The sequence below is a fragment of the Microbacterium sp. genome (assembly GCF_036823965.1).
In the GTDB taxonomy this organism is placed as follows: Bacteria; Actinomycetota; Actinomycetes; order Actinomycetales; family Microbacteriaceae; genus Microbacterium.
On record NZ_DAITBE010000016.1, the window covers coordinates 19,520 to 36,856 of the forward strand.

At 70.5% G+C, this 17,337-nt stretch carries 14 protein-coding genes and 1 pseudogene; 7 read left to right on the forward strand and 8 right to left on the reverse strand.

The window, feature by feature from the left end; all coding sequences use genetic code 11:
• Nucleotides 1–3: 3 nt before the first annotated feature.
• From paaZ to V7Z82_RS17750, 4 genes are read right to left on the reverse strand one after another with little or no spacing between them, the layout of a single operon-like run.
• Nucleotides 4–2,103 (reverse strand): phenylacetic acid degradation bifunctional protein PaaZ, encoded by a 2,100-nt coding sequence (gene paaZ, locus V7Z82_RS17735; protein ID WP_334153136.1) that lies wholly within the window; start codon nucleotides 2,101–2,103, stop codon nucleotides 4–6.
• Entirely contained in the window at nucleotides 2,100–2,978 is an 879-nt protein-coding gene (locus V7Z82_RS17740; RefSeq protein ID WP_334153124.1) for a 3-hydroxyacyl-CoA dehydrogenase family protein, read from the reverse strand. Before V7Z82_RS17740 ends, paaZ begins: the two co-directional genes overlap by 4 nt.
• A complete protein-coding gene (locus V7Z82_RS17745; protein WP_334153125.1) occupies nucleotides 2,975–3,706 on the reverse strand; it encodes an enoyl-CoA hydratase/isomerase family protein in 732 nt (243 codons plus the stop codon). Before V7Z82_RS17745 ends, V7Z82_RS17740 begins: the two co-directional genes overlap by 4 nt.
• Nucleotides 3,703–4,890, reverse strand: coding sequence for a thiolase family protein (locus V7Z82_RS17750; protein ID WP_334153126.1), 1,188 nt, complete (start codon nucleotides 4,888–4,890; stop codon nucleotides 3,703–3,705). Before V7Z82_RS17750 ends, V7Z82_RS17745 begins: the two co-directional genes overlap by 4 nt.
• Before the next feature lie 112 nt (nucleotides 4,891–5,002).
• Between V7Z82_RS17750 and V7Z82_RS17755 the strand changes: the two genes are divergently transcribed.
• A complete protein-coding gene (locus tag V7Z82_RS17755) occupies nucleotides 5,003–5,614 on the forward strand; it encodes a TetR/AcrR family transcriptional regulator (RefSeq protein WP_334153127.1) in 612 nt (203 codons plus the stop codon).
• A 6-nt stretch (nucleotides 5,615–5,620) separates the two neighbouring features.
• Here V7Z82_RS17755 and V7Z82_RS17760 read toward each other — a convergent pair whose 3' ends face one another.
• On the reverse strand, nucleotides 5,621–6,388 hold the full coding sequence (locus V7Z82_RS17760; protein WP_334153128.1) for an IclR family transcriptional regulator: 768 nt from the start codon (nucleotides 6,386–6,388) through the stop codon (nucleotides 5,621–5,623).
• A gap of 147 nt (nucleotides 6,389–6,535) precedes the next feature.
• Between V7Z82_RS17760 and dhaK the strand changes: the two genes are divergently transcribed.
• The 4 genes from dhaK to V7Z82_RS17780 all read left to right on the forward strand — a co-directional run bounded on the left by dhaK (nucleotide 6,536) and on the right by V7Z82_RS17780 (nucleotide 12,102).
• Complete coding sequence (gene dhaK / locus V7Z82_RS17765; RefSeq protein ID WP_334153129.1) at nucleotides 6,536–7,528, forward strand: dihydroxyacetone kinase subunit DhaK; 993 nt, start codon at nucleotides 6,536–6,538, stop codon at nucleotides 7,526–7,528.
• Between the two features lie 4 nt (nucleotides 7,529–7,532).
• Nucleotides 7,533–8,177 carry a dihydroxyacetone kinase subunit DhaL gene (dhaL, locus tag V7Z82_RS17770; protein ID WP_334153130.1) on the forward strand — a complete coding sequence of 215 codons (645 nt, stop codon included), beginning with the start codon at nucleotides 7,533–7,535 and terminating at the stop codon, nucleotides 8,175–8,177.
• A gap of 11 nt (nucleotides 8,178–8,188) precedes the next feature.
• Nucleotides 8,189–10,663, forward strand: a complete 2,475-nt coding sequence (gene ptsP / locus V7Z82_RS17775) for a phosphoenolpyruvate--protein phosphotransferase (protein WP_334153131.1) — start codon at nucleotides 8,189–8,191, stop codon at nucleotides 10,661–10,663.
• A gap of 155 nt (nucleotides 10,664–10,818) precedes the next feature.
• Nucleotides 10,819–12,102, forward strand: a complete 1,284-nt coding sequence (locus V7Z82_RS17780) for a sensor domain-containing protein (protein ID WP_334153132.1) — start codon at nucleotides 10,819–10,821, stop codon at nucleotides 12,100–12,102.
• Between the two features lie 36 nt (nucleotides 12,103–12,138).
• Here the strand turns inward: V7Z82_RS17780 and V7Z82_RS17785 are convergent, their stop codons facing one another.
• The 3 genes from V7Z82_RS17785 to pdhA are packed head-to-tail and all read right to left on the reverse strand — an operon-like array spanning nucleotide 12,139 to nucleotide 15,751.
• Complete coding sequence (locus V7Z82_RS17785; RefSeq protein ID WP_334153133.1) at nucleotides 12,139–13,578, reverse strand: dihydrolipoamide acetyltransferase family protein; 1,440 nt, start codon at nucleotides 13,576–13,578, stop codon at nucleotides 12,139–12,141.
• Nucleotides 13,575–14,642 carry an alpha-ketoacid dehydrogenase subunit beta gene (locus V7Z82_RS17790; protein ID WP_334153134.1) on the reverse strand — a complete coding sequence of 356 codons (1,068 nt, stop codon included), beginning with the start codon at nucleotides 14,640–14,642 and terminating at the stop codon, nucleotides 13,575–13,577. Before V7Z82_RS17790 ends, V7Z82_RS17785 begins: the two co-directional genes overlap by 4 nt.
• Nucleotides 14,639–15,751 (reverse strand): pyruvate dehydrogenase (acetyl-transferring) E1 component subunit alpha, encoded by a 1,113-nt coding sequence (pdhA, locus tag V7Z82_RS17795; protein WP_334153137.1) that lies wholly within the window; start codon nucleotides 15,749–15,751, stop codon nucleotides 14,639–14,641. The genes V7Z82_RS17790 and pdhA overlap by 4 nt, the downstream gene beginning before the upstream one ends.
• Before the next feature lie 163 nt (nucleotides 15,752–15,914).
• Here pdhA and V7Z82_RS17800 point away from each other — a divergent pair, with 163 nt between their 5' ends.
• Nucleotides 15,915–16,352 (forward strand): Lrp/AsnC family transcriptional regulator, encoded by a 438-nt coding sequence (locus V7Z82_RS17800; protein ID WP_334153135.1) that lies wholly within the window; start codon nucleotides 15,915–15,917, stop codon nucleotides 16,350–16,352.
• Nucleotides 16,353–16,666: 314 nt separating this feature from the next.
• Nucleotides 16,667–17,337 (forward strand): annotated as a pseudogene (locus V7Z82_RS17805) (hypothetical protein); the annotation flags it as partial.

The window sequence follows — 17,337 nt, forward strand, 5'->3', positions numbered from 1 at the left end:
GCCTCATGCGGCATCCGCCTGCTTGCTCACCAGCGTGAGCACGTCGTAGGTCGCGACGAGTTCGTCATCCTGGTTGCGGATCACGGCATCCCAGCGCACCTCGCCGTACTCGTCGGTCTCGCGCGGCGTGATCTGCTTCGCCGTGAGCTCGACGCGGATCGCGTCGCCGGGGGAGACCGGGGTGATGAACCGCAGGTTCTCCAGCCCCGAGTTCGCGAGCACGGGGCCAGGCTCGGGATCGACGAAGAGGCCGGCCGCCCAGGAGACGAGCAGGTAGCCGTGCGCCACACGTCCGGGGAAGAACGGATTGGCCGCAGCCGCCGTCTCGTCCATGTGCGCGTAGAAGGTGTCCCCGGTGAAGTGCGCGAAGGTCTCGATGTCGGTGAGCGTGACCTCGCGCGACGCTGAGACGATCTGGTCGCCGATCCGCAGCTCCGCGAGCGACTTGCGGAACGGATGCCGTCCGCCGCTGTTCGCCACGGATCCCGTGTGCCACACGCCGGTCAGCGCGGTGAGCATCTCGGGGGAGCCCTGCACAGCGGTCCGCTGCATGTGGTGCAGGACGGCGCGGATGCCGCCGAGCTCCTCGCCGCCGCCCGCCCGTCCGGGACCGCCGTGCACGAGGTTCGGCAGCGGCGAGCCGTGGCCGGTCGATGAGCGGGCGTCGTCGCGATCGAGCAGCAGCATCCGGCCGTTGAACGGGGCGATGCCGGTGGCGAGCTCCACGGCCTGCGCCGCATCGTGCGTCGCGATGCTGGTGACGAGCGAGCCGCCGCCGCGAGCGACGAGCGCGACCGCCTCTGCCGTGGTGTCGTACGTGAGCAGCGACGAGACGGGGCCGAAGGCCTCCACCGTGTGCGCCGCATCGGCCTGCGCGTCGTCGAATCGCAACAGCACCGGAGAGACGAACGCGCCATCGGGAGACGGACCGGTGGTCCCATCGGCGAGGCGCACGTCCGGAGCATCCGTCGTGCCGACAACGACGCGCCCGCCGGCGTCCCGAAGCTTCTGCACCTGGCGCAGCACCTCGTCGCGCTGCGCGATCGAGGCGAGCGGACCCATCGTCACACCGTCGGCGCGAGGATCGCCGAGCACGGTCTTCTCGGCGATGCGCGCCTGCACCGCCGCGATCACGGCATCCGCCGAGGCGCCGGGAACGATCGCGCGACGGATGGCGGTGCACTTCTGGCCGGCCTTCGTCGTCATCTCGGCCACGAGCTGGCGCACATAGGCGTCGAACTCCGGCGTGCCCTCGACCGCGTCGGTGCCGAGCACCGAGGCATTGATCGAGTCGGTCTCGGCCGTGAACCGCACGCCGCCGGTCTGCACTGCCGTGTGCGCCTTCAGGCTCTCGGCAGTGGAGGCACTGCCGGTGAAGCCGACGATGTCGCCGAGCCGCAGGTGCTCGAACAGGTCGGGCACGCTGCCGCTCACGAGCTGCAGCGAGCCGTCCGGGAGCAGCCCTGATTCCACGAGGATGCGCACCATCGCCTCAGCCAGGTAGCCGGTCGGCGTCGCCGGCTTCACGAGCGTCGGCATGCCGGCGAGGAACGCCGGGGCCAGCTTCTCCAGCGAGCCCCAGACCGGGAAGTTGAAGGCGTTGATCTGCACCGCGACGCCGGGGAGCGTCGTGTGGACGTGACGGCCGAGGAACGAGCCGTCCTTCGACAGCGGCTCGACCGGACCGTCGACGTGCACCGTGCTGTTCGGCAGCTCGCGGCGGCCCTTGCCGGAATACGAGAACAGCACGCCGATGCCGCCGTCGATGTCGACCCAGGAGTCGGCCTTCGTCGCCCCGGTACGCGCGGACAGCGCGTACAGCTCGTCCTTGCGCTCGGTCAGCACGAGCGCGAACTGCTTGAGCAGCACGGCGCGCTGGTGGAACGTGAGCGCGGCGAGGCCCGCGTGCCCGGTCGTCCGGGCGTGCTCGAGGGCACCGGCGAGGTCGAGCCCCTCCGTCGAGACCGTCGTGACGACCTCGCCGGTGGAGGCGTCGCGGACCTCGGTGCCCGTCGGCAGGCTCTCGCCGCCGGGTCCCTGAGCCTGTCGAAGGGCAGGCGTCCACCATGCACCCTGGACGTAGCTCGGCAGGTAGTCGATCATCGCTCCTCGTTCCATGTGTAGAACCCTTCGCCGCTCTTGCGGCCCAGTCTTCCCTCGGCGACCATGCGGCGCAGCAGTGCCGGCGGTGCGAAGCGCTCGCCGAAGGCTCGCTCCAGCTCCTCCGCGATGCCGAGGCGCACGTCGAGACCGACGATGTCGGTGGTGCGCAGCGGACCCATCGGATGCCGGTACCCGAGCGTCATCGCTGCGTCGATGTCGGCCGCCGACGCGACGCCCTCCTCGAGCATCCGGATCGCCTCGAGGCCGAGCATGACGCCCAGCCGCGACGAGGCGAACCCTGGGGAGTCGCTCACGACGATCGGCGTCTTGCCCAGGGCTGTCACCCAGCCGCCGGCGTGCTCGACGACGTCGGCGTCGGTCGCAGCGCCCGGCACGATCTCGACGAGCGCTGATGCGGGCACCGGGTTGAAGAAGTGCAGCCCGAGGAACCGTGCGGGGCGCAGCCGGTTCGCGGCCAGGTCGTCGATGGAGATCGAGGAGGTGTTGCTGGCGAGCGTCGCATGCGTCGGCATCGCCGCCTCGGCGAGGGCGAGCGCCTGCTCCTTGAGCTCGCGATCCTCCGGCACGGCCTCGATCACGAGGTCGCACTGCCCGAATGCGGCGATGTCTGTGCCGGTCGAGAGGCGGCCGTTCAGCTCCGCCGCATCGAGCGACGGGTCGCGGTCGACGGACCGGCGGATGCTGTCGCTGACGCGGTCCAGTGCGGCATCCGCGCTGGCGTCGTCACGCTCGACGATGCTGACGCTGGATCCAGCCAGCAGGAAGGCATGCGCGATCCCGGCGCCCATGCGCCCGCCGCCGAGCACACCGACGCGGTCCGGCGCGGTGCGTGTCGGCGCTGCGTCGGCGCTCATCGACTCGTCCGTTCCAGGAACGCGGTCATGCGGCGATGCTTCTCCGGCGACTCGAACAGCTCCGCCTGCAGTTCCAGTTCGATCGCCGGATGCTGCGATCGCGGAGCCCGGAGCGCTCGCTTGGTGTGCCGGGTCGCCAGCGGGTCGTTGGCCCCGATGCGATCGGCGATCTCGTGCGCCGCCGCGAGCAGATCCTCGGCTGGATGCAGCGACGAGACCAATCCCCAGCGCAGCGCCTCGTCGGCATCCAGCGTCCGCCCGGTGAGCAGCAGCTCGCTCGCCCTCGCATCGCCGACGATCTCGGGGAGCCGCCAGGTCGCGCCGGCCGCAGCCATGATGCCGAGCCCGGTCTCGGGATTGCCGATGCGCAGCGACGGTGTGGCGATGCGGATGTCTGCCGCGTAGGCGAGCTCGGCTCCGCCGCCGAGCGCGTAGCCGTCGATCGCCGCGATCACGGGCATCGGCAGCTCGGCGATCCGGATGAAGGCCATCGCGTTGATGCCCGTCCTCGCGTCCTCGGCGGTGCGATCACGGAGCTGGGCGATGTCGGCACCGGCCGCGAAGACGCCGGACGAGCCGGTGAGGATGAGCGTGCGCGGGGAGGCTTCGAGCTCGGCGCACAGTTGGTGCAGGGCGTCGATGGTCTCCCGGTCGATCGCGTTGCGCTTCTCGGGGCGGTCGAGGGTGGCGATCACCCGGTCGTCGCGCTCCTCGATGCGCAGCGTCATCCGAGACGCTCCACGATCATCGCGGTTCCCTGGCCGACGCCGACGCACATGGTGGCGAGCCCGTAGCGCGCCCCCTCGCGCTCGAGGCGACCCAGCAGGGTGACGATCAACCGCGACCCGCTGGAGCCGAGCGGATGCCCCAGTGCGATGGCCCCGCCGTCGGCGTTCACGATCTCGGGATCGAGGCCGAGTCGGCGGATGCAGGCGAGCGACTGCGATGCGAACGCCTCGTTCAGTTCGACGGCGTCGATGTCGCCGACCTGCAGCCCGGCCTTCGCGAGTGCCTTCTGCGTCGCCGGGACCGGGCCGAGCCCCATGATCTCCGGGGCGAGGGCGGCGGTCGCGGAGGCCACGATGCGTGCGCGAGGACGAAGCCCGTACCGTTCGACCGCGTCGGCGCTCGCGACGACGATGGCGGATGCTCCATCGTTCAGCGAGCTGGAGTTGCCGGCGGTGACGACCGAGCCGCCGGTGACGACCGGACGCAGCGCCGAGAGGGCGTCGAGTGAGGTCTCCCGCCTCGGCCCTTCATCGGTGTCGACCGTGCCGCGGCCGGTGTCGACCCCGACGATCTCGGCAGCGAGGCGCCCGGCGTCGATCGCGGCGATGGCCCGCTGATGGCTCAGGAGCGCGAAGGCATCGGCATCCGCGCGGCTGATCCCGTCGACGCGGGCGACCTCCTCCGCGGTCTCCGGCATCGAGAAGGTGGACGTATCACGAGCGCTGAGCCGAGGGTTGGTGAAGCGCCAGCCGATCGAGGTGTCGAACGCCGCACCCGGCTTGGCCCATGCCCGTTCGGGCTTCGCCTGCACCCAGGGCGCGCGCGTCATGGACTCGACACCACCCGCGACGATGAGGTCGGCGTCGCCGCCGCACACCGTGCTCGCGGCGATCGCGATGGCCGACATGCCGGAGGCGCACAGGCGGTTGACGGTCAGGCCCGGGATGGACTCGGGGAGTCCTGCGAGCAGCACCGCCATGCGCGCGACGTTGCGGTTGTCCTCGCCGGCCTGGTTCGCGGCGCCGAGGATGACCTCGTCGATCGCCGCAGCGGGGATCGCGGATCTGGTGACGGTCTCGGCGACGACGAGTGCGGCCAGATCGTCTGGACGGATGCTCGCGAGTGCGCCGCCGTAGCGGCCGACGGGGGTGCGGACGCCATCGACGAGATAGGCCTCGGACATCGTCATCCTCTCGATCGCCAACGCCGGCGATAATTTCAGACCGATCGGTCAGGAATACGATTGCAGATCGCCGCGCGAATGGCAACTCATCGGGAATGACAGACTGACCCCTATGGTGCAGCCCGGATTCGAGGCGCCGACCCCCAAGCGCGGTCGGCCCGGTTACGACCGTGAGCAGGTGCTCGCGGTCGCCGTGAAGGTGTTCAACGAGCAGGGGTACGACGCGACCAGCGTCGCCGACCTCAGCGCGACGCTCGGGCTCACCAAGTCCGCGCTGTACCACCACTTCGAGTCCAAGTCGGCGATCCTCGAGCTCGCGCTGAACGATGCACTCGATGCGCTCGAATCCGTCGTCGACGACGCGATCGCGCGGCATCCGCTCGCCTCCGACCGCCTGCGGTCGATCATCCGAGGCGCGGTCCGAGTGCTCACCGAGAAGCTGCCCTCGGTCACGCTGCTGCTGCGCGTGCGAGGTAACGGCGACGTCGAGACGTCCGCTCTCGTCCGCCGACGTGCGTTCGATCAGCGGGTGACGGCGATCGTCGCCGAGGCGCAGGCCGAGGGACTGATCCGCGACGACGTCGATGCGGCGGTCGCGACCAGGTTGATCTTCGGCATGATCAACTCCGTCGTGGAGTGGTACCGACCCGGCGGCCCCGTCGACCCGGACGAGCTCGGCGAGGACATCCTCCGCGTGAGCCTGGACGGACTGCAGTCGCGCTGAGGTCGACTAGTCCTCGGCCGACGCGATGCGTGGCGGCCATGAGGTCGCGCCGAGCTCGCGGGAGATGTTGCGAGCGGTCTCGCGGAGGGCGTTGAGGACGACATCGGATGCCGGAGCCTGCGACGTCGGCATCACCACCGCGACGGCGGCGACGATGTCGTTGGATGCATCGGCGACCGGGGCGGCGATCGAGGACTCGCCCAGCACCGCCTCATCGGTCTCGCTCGCACTGCCGCGTTCGACGATCGCGGGGAGCTCGAGCGTCAGCCGCGCGATGTCGGTGATCGTGTCGCCCGTGAGGCTGCGCAGCGGTCGTTCGAAGACGGTTCGCTGGAAGCCCAGGTCGTAGGCGAGCAGCACCTTGCCCATGGCGGAGGCGTGCGCGGGGATCGCGACGCCCGTCTCGAGCATCTGCTGGCTGTCGTCGGGGCGCAGGTCGTGGTTGATCACCAGCACCTCGTGGAAATGCGGAGCGCCGAGGCGCACGGGCAGGCTGGTGCGGCGTGCGAGTTCCTGCGTCCAACGCATCGCTCGCGCTCGCACGTCGAGTGTGTCGAGGTAGACATTGCTGAGCCGCAGCAGCGTCGGGCCGAGCATGTAGCGCTGTCCGCCGCGCTCCTTCGCGACGAGGCCGTGGGCGCGGAGCGACTTGACGATGCCGTGCACGGTCGAGGGCGGAAGGCTCAGTGCAGCTGCGAGGTCGGTGATGCCGAGGTGGCGTGCACCCTGCAGCAGTTCGAGCACCTTGGCGGCGCGGTCGATGGCCTGGATCATCCGGCCGTCCTCTCTTCCGGTTCGTCGTCGAGCCGGCATCGCGTCGCGTCTCAGGAACACCTTGACAACCCGACTGCGTCCGAGCATATTCGACATTAACGAATTCCTTTCGGATTTCTGCGGACGATGATCAAAGGAGATCGCACGGTGAAGAAACTCATCAATGCCCCGGAAGACGTGCTGGTCGAGTCGCTGCGCGGTGTCGCACGCGCTCATCCCGAACTCTCGGTGGACCTCGAGACGCACGTGATCACGCGCGCCACGCCCAAGGAGCAGGGGAAGGTCGCCGTCGTCTCCGGTGGCGGCTCCGGCCATGAGCCGCTGCACGGCGGGTTCGTCGGCCCCGGCATGCTCGATGCCGCCGTCGCCGGTGAGGTCTTCACCTCACCCACTCCGGACCGCGTGCAGGCGGCGACGAAGGCGGTCGACCGCGGAGCCGGCGTGCTGCACATCGTGAAGAACTACACGGGCGACGTGCTCAACTTCGAGATGGCCGCAGAGCTCGCCGAGATGGAGGGCATCGAGGTCGGCACGGTCGTGGTCGACGACGACGTCGCGGTGCAGGACTCGCTCTACACTGCAGGACGCCGCGGCGTCGGACTCACGGTGCTGCTCGAGAAGCTCGTCGGCGCCGCAGCGGAGGAGGGCCAGGACCTCGCATCCGTCGTCGCACTCGCGAAACGCGTCAACGGTCAGGGGCGCTCGATGGGCATGGCGCTCACGAGCTGTACCGTGCCGGCCGCCGGCAAGCCCACCTTCGACCTCCCCGACGACCAGATGGAGATCGGCATCGGCATCCACGGCGAACCCGGTCGTCACCGCGAGCCGCTGGCCCCGGCATCCGAGATCGCCAGGCAGCTCGTCGAGCCGATCCTGGCCGACCTCGACTTCGCAGGACCCGCGATCGTGATGGTCAACGGCATGGGTGCGACCCCGCAGATCGAGCTGTACCTCATGTACGCCGAGGTCGCCGAGCTCCTCGAGGCGGCCGGCGTGCAGATCGCCCGCAACCTGGTCGGCAACTACATCACCTCGCTCGACATGGCCGGATGCTCCGTCACGGTGCTGAAGGTCGATGACGAGCTGCTGCGCCTGTGGGATGCGCCGGTGAACACCCCCGGCCTGCGTTGGGGGGTGTGATCCGATGACGACGACGATCGACACCACGACCCTGCTCGACTGGGTCAGGCGGTTCCGCGATGCGGTGACCGAGCAGCGCGAGTGGCTCACTGAACTCGACTCGGCGATCGGCGACGCCGACCACGGCTCGAACATGTCTCGCGGCATGACCGCCGTCGTGGAGAAGCTGGACGCCGGTGCACCGGCGACGGTCGACGAGCTGCTGAAGAGCGTCGGCATGACGCTGGTCAGCTCGGTCGGCGGCGCGAGCGGTCCGCTCTACGGCACGCTCTTCCTGCGGATGGGCATGACCGCAGGAGCGGTGACCGAGCTCGATGCCGCCGGACTCGCCGCAGCACTGCGGGCGGGGCTCGACGGCATCGTCGCACGCGGCAAGGCCGAGGCGGGCGACAAGACCATGTTCGATGCGATGGCACCGGCTGTCGATGCCTTCGACGCGGCGATCGCCGGGGGAGCGGACCTCACGGCTGCGGCACGGAGCGCAGCGGATGCAGCCGAGTCCGGTCGCGACGCCACGGTGCCGCTCGTGGCGCGCAAGGGCCGGGCGAGCTACCTGGGTGAGCGGAGTGCAGGGCACCTCGATCCGGGCGCGGCGTCCACCGCGCTGCTGTTCGACACGCTCGCGGCCGCCATCGCCGGCAGCTCCTGATGATCGGGATCGTGGCCGTCTCCCACAGCGCGAAGCTCGGGGAGGCGGCTCTCGAGCTTGCCCTGCAGATGGTGCAGGGCGGCGGCGTCAGGGTGCAGGTCGCGGCTGGCGCCGGGACCGAACCGGACGGCACGCCGATCCTCGGTACGGACGCGGTCGCCGTCGCGGGGGCGATCGACGAGCTCGCCGCCGACTGCGACGGGGTGCTGGTGCTGATGGACCTCGGCTCCGCGGTGCTGAGCGCTGAGCTCGCGCTCGAGTTGCGGATGAGCGACGTGCCGGTGCGCCTCGCGCCTGCGCCGTTCGTCGAGGGGCTGCTGGCTGCCGTGGTCTCGGCCGCAGCCGGTGGATCGCTCGATGCGGTCGCGGCCGAGGCAGCTGCCGCGCTGGGTGCGAAGACGGGTCAGCTCGGGGAGGAACCCGCTGCTGGAGTCGCCGAACCGGTCTCGCACGACAGCGCCGACGCGCGCACCCGCCGCGTGGTGGTGCGGAATCCGCTCGGCATCCATGCACGACCGGCGGCGCTGATCGCGGAGGCATCGGCAGGAGCCGACGTGCGACTCCGCCGTCTGCCCGACGGCCCTGAGGCATCCGCCGCGAGTCTGTCGCGGCTGCTCGTGCTCGGCGCTCGGCAGGGCGACGAGGTCGAGCTGTCGGCGCGCGGACCGGAGGCGGATGCCGCCCTCGACCGGCTCGCCGCGCTGTTCGACGATGGCTTCGGCGAGGGGACCGCTGCGGTGGAGGTCCCCCTGGGGGCCGCGGTCGAGACGTCGGTCGAGCCCGCTGCCGAGCACGTGCCGGCGGCATCCGCCCCGATCATCTCCGGTGCCGTGCTCCGCGGGCGCGGCGTGAGTCCGGGCCGGACCGCCGCGCCGGTTCGGCATCTCGCACCCGCGCTGCCGGAGCCGGACCCGACCGCGATCATCCCGCCGGCGGACCGCGCGGCTGAAGCCTCGGCGATCGAATGGGCATCGGTGGCGGTGGCGGACCAGCTCCGATCGCGCACGGTCCGGGCCACGGGTGAGACGCGGGCGATCCTCGACGCCTCGCGACTGCTGGCCTCTGACCCCGAGCTGGTCTCGGAGGCGACTGCGCTCGTCCGTTCGAAGGGCCGAAGCGCCGCACGAGCGGTCTGGGAGACCGCGGGCGCACACGAACGCGGACTCGCAGCGCTCGGTGGTCGGATGGCCGAGCGCGCAGCCGACATCCGAGACGTGCGCGACCGCATCATCGCCGAGATCCTCCAGGTCGACCTGCCGGGTCTCCCCGAGAGCGACGAGCCGTTCGTGCTCGTCGCGACGGATCTCGCGCCGGCCGACACCGCGGCGCTCGAGGGCGGGAACTGCGTCGCGCTCGTCACCGAGCAGGGAGGACCGACCTCGCACACCGCCATCATCGCCCGATCGCTCGGCCTGCCGGCTGTGGTCGGCGTCGTCGGGGCATCCGGCATCGATGATGCGGCGGTGCTGCTCGTCGACGGCGATCGAGGCACGGTCGAGGTCGATCCGTCGGCGTCGCGCATCGCCGAGGCCAGAGCCGCCGCGGTCGTGGTTCCTTTCGACGGCCGCGGGGAACTCGCAGACGGTCACCGCGTGCCGCTGCTCGCGAACGTGGGTGGCGCAGCGGATGCCGAGACCGCCGCTGCCGCTGGTGCCGAGGGCGTCGGTCTGTTCCGCACCGAGTTCTGCTTCCTCGACCGTGTGGATGCGCCGACGGTCGACGAGCAGGTCGCCGCCTACCGTGGCGTGCTCGCCGCCTTCCCCGGTCGGAAGGTCGTCGTGCGCACGCTCGACGCCGGCAGCGACAAGCCGCTGCCGTTCGCGAACTCCGACTCCGAGGACAACCCCGCCCTCGGGGTGCGCGGCCTGCGCATCTCGCGCCGCTCTCCGCAGCTGCTCGACGATCAGCTGCGGGCGCTCGCGCTCGCTGCTGCGGCGGAATCCGCCGAGGTCGAGGTGATGGCGCCGATGGTGGCGACGGTGGAGGAGGCCGGCGACTTCGCGGACCGCGCCCGCGCTGCCGGACTCGCACGCGTCGGCATCATGATCGAGACCCCGTCAGCGGCACTGCTCGCCGCCGAACTGCTCGAGATCGTCGACTTCGTCAGCCTCGGCACGAACGACCTCGCGCAGTACACGCTGGCCGCCGACCGGCTGCTCAGCGAGCTCGGCGACCTGAACGATCCGTGGCAGCCGGCGGTGCTGCGGCTGATCGGCCTGGTCGGCGAGGCGGGGCGAGCAGCCGGGAAACCGGTCGGTGTCTGCGGCGAGGCCGGCGGCGATCCGGCGCTGGCGCCGGTGCTGGTGGGGCTCGGCGTCACCACGCTGTCGATGACGTCGCGATCGCTCGGCAGAGTGGCCGCGGCGCTCGACTCGGTGCGCCCGGCGGCGTGCACGGCGGCGGCCGTGGCGGCGTCCGGTGCAGCGACCGCGCATGAGGCCCGTGACGCGGCATCCGCCGTCCTGCCGGGAGGCGACGCCGCCTGACACGCTCCGCAGCGGCATATATGCGCGCTCGGGTATGCGATTCGTCTCGGTCTCATCTCGACATGCTCCTCGGCCCTGTCGCCGCCGTGTCGTGCGCCATAGGCTCGACGCGCGGGCGCCATCTGCGGTGCTGTACGACATGACGGAGGGGTCTCATGCAACGTTCCACATCCACCCGAATCCGGCTCGCTGTCGGCGTCATGGCGGTCAGCACGCTGCTCGCACTCACCGCCTGCGCGCCGGAGGCCGACCCCGAACCCACGCCCACCCCTGCGCCGGAGACGACGGAGCCGGCGGCGTACGCCGGACCCGCACTCTTCGTCGGCGATGAGCTGAACTGGTTCCTGCTGTCGGCGGACGAGATCGCATCGTCCCTGCCAGGGGCAACCGAGATCGGTGAGCCGACGTCAGTGCTCGAGCAGATCTCCGATGGTGGGGGACCGCAGCCGGCGCCGGAGATCTGCAGCACCCTGTTCCTCGAGCAGTCGCTGTGGAGCGTCGGCTCGCGCAACGTGACCTGGACCACGACGAGCGATGCCGACTCCCGCTTCGGACAGATGCTGGCGCTCCAGTTCGCCGATGAGGCGCAGGCGCAGGCGCGCATGGATCAGCTCGTCGAGACGGCGGCGCAGTGCTCGACCTTCGACGTCAACGGCGCGGCCACGTTCGAATCGGTGATCCCGGTGGAGTCCGATGGTGTGCGGGCCCTGGCCGGCACGCTCACACTGCCCGAGCTCGAGGGCGGCTGGTCGACGTTCTCGGCCTATGCCGCTGTCGGCAACGTGCTCGTGCAGGTGTCGCAGTCGGTCGAAGGCGATGCCCGGCCGGACGCCGAAGCGGTCGCGACCCTGCTTCAGGACCGGGCCGTGGAGGCGAAGGCCGCGCTCGTCGAGGACCTCACCGCGAACCCTCCGACGAACGAGCCCGCGCCCGATATCGACGCATCTGCGCCCTGGGGAGAGTGGGAGATCGCGGACGGCGGTGTCGGTCCGATCAACATCGGGGATCCGATCGATGTGGCGTTGGCCGCAGGGCAGGCTGCGCAGGTCGTCGACCCCGAGTACGAGGGCGCACCGTGGAGGCTCGTGAACGCCGAGGGCACGGCGTCCCTGCTGATCGCGGCGGCCGACGACGGCTCGGCTGTCGCATCGATCACGGCCGGCAACGACCGGTCCTTGGAGGAGATCTCGCAGGATGGCGCGGCGCTGCCGGCCAAGGGCGGAGTCCGTGTGGGTGCTCCGATCGCCGACGCGATCGCTGCGTATCCCGGAGGGACGACCGTCACGGTCGTCTCCTCTGGTGACGACTGGTACGACGTCGCGACGCGTGACGGGCGCCTGTTCCGATTCCGCGCAGACCGCGACGTGGTCGAACCGGGTGCCCTGATCGTCGGGATCACCGTCGAGGACGCCACGAAGCGCACGCTCGACTTCTTCTGAGCTTCGAGCGGTGCGAGGTCGTCGCGTGCGGCGGCCTCACACCCGCCCGAAGGCGCGAAGCGGATGCTCGATGAGCTCCGTGACGCGACGCAGGAAACTCGCGGCGTAGCCGCCGTCGCACACCCGATGATCGAAGACGAGTGAGAGCTGCACGATCCGGCGCGCGACGATCGCACCCTCCACGACCCAGGGACGTTCGATGATGCGGCCGAAGCCGAGGATCGCGACGTCCGGGTGGTTGATGATCGCGGCCGAGCCGTCGACACCGAGCCCGCCGTAGTTGTTCAGCGTGAAGGTCGATCCGCGCAGTCGCTCGGGCGGCAGCGTTCCCGCGCGTGCCGTGCCGGCGAGTTCGCGCAGGGCCGAGTCGAGCTGGTCGACGCTGAGCGAATCGGCGCGGGGGATCACCGGGACCAGCAGGCCACGCTCGGTGTCGGCGGCGACGCCGAGGTTCACGCCGTCGAAGGAGATGAGCTCCTCGCCGTCATCGCTGAGTCGCGAGGCGAGCACCGGATGATCCTCGAGGGCGAGCAGGACGAACCGGGCGAGCAGCGCGGTCACAGACGCAGCCCTCCCGCCCTCCGGCGCCATCCGCGTCCGAAGCTCCCACAGTTCGGTCGCGTCGACATCGACCCAGACGGTGGCCTCGGGGATCTCGGCGCGACTGCGGCTGAGCTTCGCCGACACGGCCCGTCGCAGCGGCGACAGCCGCTCGCGCCCGCGAACGGTGAGTCCGTCGAGTGCATCGGCGGTGTCGGTCGTGCTCGCAGCATGGCGATGGTGAGCGGCGGCGCCGTCGACGGCATCGTCGACCGCTGCCCTGAGCACGTCTGATCGGGTGATCGCGCCGTCCGGCCCGGTCGGAGCGATCGTGTGCACGTCGAGCCCGAGGTCGCGGGCGAGCCGTCGAACGAGCGGCGAGCGGACGGCGACCGGGCGACGGACGGCCGGTGCGGCAGCGGATGCGGAGGCGGCGGCGGATGCAGAGGCGGAGGCGGCGGCGGTCGGAGCCGTCGGGATCCGGGACGGTACGGGCGACACCGCACCGGATGCCGCGGGACGGCGGCGGCGCCCGGTCGTCGAGCGTTCCGTCGTGCCGTAGCCGATCAGGACATTCCCTGATCCGGCCCGCTCCTCCTGGCGGTATGCCTCGTGCTCGACGTCATGCGAAGCAGCAGCAGCCGAGGCATCCGGCAATGCAGTCCCAGGCAGTGCGGGATCCGACACTTCGAGCACCGGTGCACCGACGTCGATCGTGTCGCCCGCGTCGCCGTGCAGCGCCGTGATGACGCCGGCGAACGGCGACGGGAGCTCCACGATGCTCTTGGCGGTCTCGACCTCGGCGATCGGCTGATCCGTCGTGATGGTGTCGCCGACCGCGACGAGCCACTGCACGAGTCCGGCCTCTGTCAGCCCCTCGCCGAGGTCGGGCAGGCGGAAGATCCGCGTGCTGGCGTGCGTCAGTTCGGCGCTCATGCGTCGTCGCCCCAGTGCAGCGTGTCGATCGCGTCGAGCACGCGATCGACATCGGGCAGATACCAGTGTTCGAGCTTGGGCGGCGCATAGGGCACGTCGAAGCCGGTCACCCGGCGCACGGGAGCCGCGAGGAACTCGAAGCAGCGCTCGAAGACGCGGGCCTGGATCTCGGATGCCACGGATGCGTAGCCGGGCGCCTCGGCGATCACCACGGCGCGACCGGTCGAGCGGACTGCCGCGGTCACGGTCGCATCGTCGAAGGGCGACAGCGAGCGCACGTCGACGACCTGCACGCTGCGTCCCTCGGCGGCGGCGGTGTCGGCGACCTCCAGCGCGAGCGGCATCGAGGCGCCGTAGGCGAGCAGGGTGACGTCGGTGCCGTCGCGAGCGATGCGAGCAGTGCCGATCTCGGCCGTGACGGAGGTGTCGACCTCGCCCTTGGTCCAGTACAGCTTCTTCGGTTCGAGGAAGATCACGGGATCGGACGCCGCGATCGCCGCGCGCAGCAGCGAGTAAGCGTCCTGCGGGGTCGACGGGCTGATCACGGTGAGTCCAGGGGTGTGGGCGTAGTAGGCCTCGGACGAATCGCAGTGGTGCTCGACGCCGCCGATGCCACCGCCGAACGGGATGCGGATCACCAGCGGCATCCGCACCCGGCCGCGCGTGCGGTTGCCGAGCTTGGCCACGTGGCTCACGATCTGCTCGAACGCCGGCAGCGCGAAGGCGTCGAACTGCAGCTCGACGACCGGGCGCATCCCATTCATGGCCATGCCGACCGCGGTGCCGACGATGCCGGCCTCCGCGAGCGGGGTGTCGAAGCAGCGGTCCTCGCCGAAGCGCGCCGTGAGGCCGTCGGTGATGCGGAAGACGCCGCCGAGCGCCCCGACATCCTCGCCGAACACCACGACGTCTGGATCCGCCTCGATCGCATCCGCGAGGGCCAGGTTCAACGCAGCGGCCATGCTCATGGTCGCGACCTCGCGGGGTGCGGCTGACGACTCGCGGGTCGCTGCGCCGTGCAGGTCAGCCGTGTCGTGCATGTCTGCGTCGTGGGTGAGGGTCATGCGGCACCTCCGGTGTGTGCAGAAGCGGTGGGTTCCGAGCGCTCGATCTCTCCTCGGAGGAGCGTCCACTGCTCGTCGAGCTGCGAGGACCGCGTCGCGGTGACGAACCGGAACAGGTCTTCGGGGTCGAGCTCGGTGTCGGTGTTCAGCGCATTCCGCATGGCCGCCGCGATCTGCTCGGCGCCGGCCGCGAGCTGCGCCTCGGTCTCGCTGTCGAGCACACCGGCATCCGTCAGATACGCGCGCAGTCGCAGCAGCGGATCGCGCGCCGCCCATGCCTGCACCTCGCCGCGTTCGCGGTAGCGGGTGTCGTCGTCGGCGTTCGTGTGCGCCTGCATCCGGTAGGTGTGCGCCTCGACGAGGCTGGGCCCGCCGCCTGACCGGGCCCGGTCGACGGCCTCGCCGAGCACTGCCAGGACGGCCGCGACGTCGTTGCCGTCGACGCGCTGGCCGGGCATCCCGTAGCCGATCGCCTTGTGGGCGAGTGACGGAGCGGCGGTCTGGCGCGACAGGGGCACCGAGATCGCGAACTCGTTGTTCTGCACGAAGAACACGACAGGCACGTGGAACACGGCCGCGAAGTTCAGAGCCTCATGGAAGTCGCCCTCGCTCGTCGCGCCGTCGCCGCAGAGCGCCAGCACCACGGTGTCCTCGCCGCGATGCTTGGCGGCCTGCGCGAAGCCGACGGCGTGCAGCAGCTGGGTGGCGAGCGGTGTGGCCTGCGGCGCGACGCGGTGCTCGCGCACGTCGTAGCCTGAGTGCCAGTCGCCCTTGAGCAGCACGAGCGCATCGGCCGGGTCGACGCCGCGCGCGATCACGGCGACCGAGTCTCGGTAGGTCGGGAAGAGCCAGTCCGTCTCGGCGATCGCCAGGGATGCGGCGACCTGGCACGCCTCCTGGCCGTGCGAGGAGGGGTACACCGCGAGGCGCCCCTGGCGCACGAGCGCCCCGGCCTGATCGTTGATACGCCGCCCCTCGACGAGGCCGCGGTAGGCACGAAGCAGGGTATCCGGGTCGGGCAGTGCGAACTGCTCGTCCGGAATGGTCGTGCCGTCCTCGTCGATCAGACGCACCGCGGTGTCTCGCGGGAGCATGTCCGTGTGCAGCATCCGTCCGCCCTCCTTGCCGAACTCGATGTGGAGATCATCCCTCGATTTCGTCAGTCGTCCAATGGATGCCGCGGAATACTGAACGATCATGCGGGAATTGCCTCCCAGGGGATCGAAGTGTCAGAATTCGACCACCCGAAGGCGGGTGCGACAAAGGGGTGCCATGACCACGCTCGACGAGATCGACCACGCGATCCTGGGGGAGCTGCGGCGCGACGCGCGCTCCTCGATGACGGCGATCGCCGACGCGGTGCACATCTCGCGTGCCGGCGCGCACGCCCGCATCAGACGACTGACGGAGGCCGGTGTCATCACGGGCTACAGCGTGCGCACCGACCCGGTGCTCCTCGGCCACCACGCGAGCGCATATGTGACGCTCGCGATCGAGCAGGCGACCTGGCAGGACGTGAGTGCGCGGCTGCGGGCGATCCCCGAGATCGAGCACATGGCACTGGTCGGCGGGGACTACGACGTGATCCTGCTCGTGCGCGCGAGCGATGCGCGGGACCTGCGTCGCATCGTGCTGGAAGACATCCAGGCGATCCCGTCGATCCGTTCGACGCGCACGATTCTGATCTTCGAGGACTTCACGATGGAGTGAGGGGGTGCGGGCCCGGGGATTGGTCGGCCGGTGCTTTCGGTTGTGTCTGGTCGGGTTCGTGGGTCAGGCGGCTCATGCCTTCGGTCGTGCCGGGGTGGGTTCTGCGGGGTCGGTCGGCTCGCCACCTCGGTTGTTCCTGGGCGGGTGCTGTGGTTCCGAGCCCGGATGCCTCCGCTGATGTGGGATGAACGGCATCGGCTCGACTGGCGTGCCGATTCGCGATGCAGCGAGGGTTCTGGATCGCATTCTGGAATATTGGTTTGGTCTGGGGTTTTCGGGGTGGGAATGTCGGTGGTCCTGGGTTGGATGGGGGTATGGACAGCACCGAGGAAACCCTGGAGCGGGTCGTCGCTGACCTGGATCGGGTGTTGTCCGGGGACGGGTTCGGTCTGTTGTCGGACGACGCGAAGATGCAGGTGTTGCGGCTCGCTGGTGAGGCGCAGCGGCGGTTGGATGCGGTGGTGGTGGAGACGGTGGCGTCGGTGCCCGCTCGTCCTTCGGGGTCGGGGGATCTGGCGTTCTGTGGGCAGTTCGGGTGCCGGACGATGAACGAGTTGTTGCAGCGGGTGCTGCGGGTGGATGCGTCTGGGGCAGGGCGGGTGGTGAAGGCTGCGTCGTCGGTGTTCCGGGAGGAGGATCTGTCGTCGGGTGGGTGGCAGGCGGCTCGGTGGCCGCGCCTGCGGGAAGCGTTGTTGGACGGCACGATCGGGATCTCGGGGTTGTTGGCGGCGGTGGGTCCGGTGGATGAGGCGCAGCGGCGGGTGGGTGCGGTGCAGCGGTGGCGGGCGGACGCGCAGCTCGCGGCGCTCGCACGGGGACTGGTCGCGGTCGAGGACGCTGGTGACGGGGGCGGCGACGATGGTGTCGCAGGTGACTCGGATGCTGCGGGTGCGCTGGAGGAGAGCGGACCGCCGGCGACGCCGGAAGACTTGCGGGCGTATGCCCGGGTGATCATGGCGTATCTGGATCCGGATGGGGCGGAGCC

Bases quoted from the DNA above. Each gene is read 5' to 3' on its own strand.
- paaZ (WP_334153136.1), bottom strand. From the start codon at position 2,103: ATGATCGACTACCTGCCGAGCTACGTCCAGGGTGCATGGTGGACGCCT.
- V7Z82_RS17740 (WP_334153124.1), bottom strand. From the start codon at position 2,978: ATGAGCGCCGACGCAGCGCCGACACGCACCGCGCCGGACCGCGTCGGT.
- V7Z82_RS17745 (WP_334153125.1), bottom strand. From the start codon at position 3,706: ATGACGCTGCGCATCGAGGAGCGCGACGACCGGGTGATCGCCACCCTC.
- V7Z82_RS17750 (WP_334153126.1), bottom strand. From the start codon at position 4,890: ATGTCCGAGGCCTATCTCGTCGATGGCGTCCGCACCCCCGTCGGCCGC.
- V7Z82_RS17755 (WP_334153127.1), top strand. From the start codon at position 5,003: ATGGTGCAGCCCGGATTCGAGGCGCCGACCCCCAAGCGCGGTCGGCCC.
- V7Z82_RS17760 (WP_334153128.1), bottom strand. From the start codon at position 6,388: ATGATCCAGGCCATCGACCGCGCCGCCAAGGTGCTCGAACTGCTGCAG.
- dhaL (WP_334153130.1), top strand. From the start codon at position 7,533: ATGACGACGACGATCGACACCACGACCCTGCTCGACTGGGTCAGGCGG.
- V7Z82_RS17780 (WP_334153132.1), top strand. From the start codon at position 10,819: ATGCAACGTTCCACATCCACCCGAATCCGGCTCGCTGTCGGCGTCATG.
- V7Z82_RS17785 (WP_334153133.1), bottom strand. From the start codon at position 13,578: ATGAGCGCCGAACTGACGCACGCCAGCACGCGGATCTTCCGCCTGCCC.
- V7Z82_RS17790 (WP_334153134.1), bottom strand. From the start codon at position 14,642: ATGACCCTCACCCACGACGCAGACATGCACGACACGGCTGACCTGCAC.
- pdhA (WP_334153137.1), bottom strand. From the start codon at position 15,751: ATGCTGCACACGGACATGCTCCCGCGAGACACCGCGGTGCGTCTGATC.
- V7Z82_RS17800 (WP_334153135.1), top strand. From the start codon at position 15,915: ATGACCACGCTCGACGAGATCGACCACGCGATCCTGGGGGAGCTGCGG.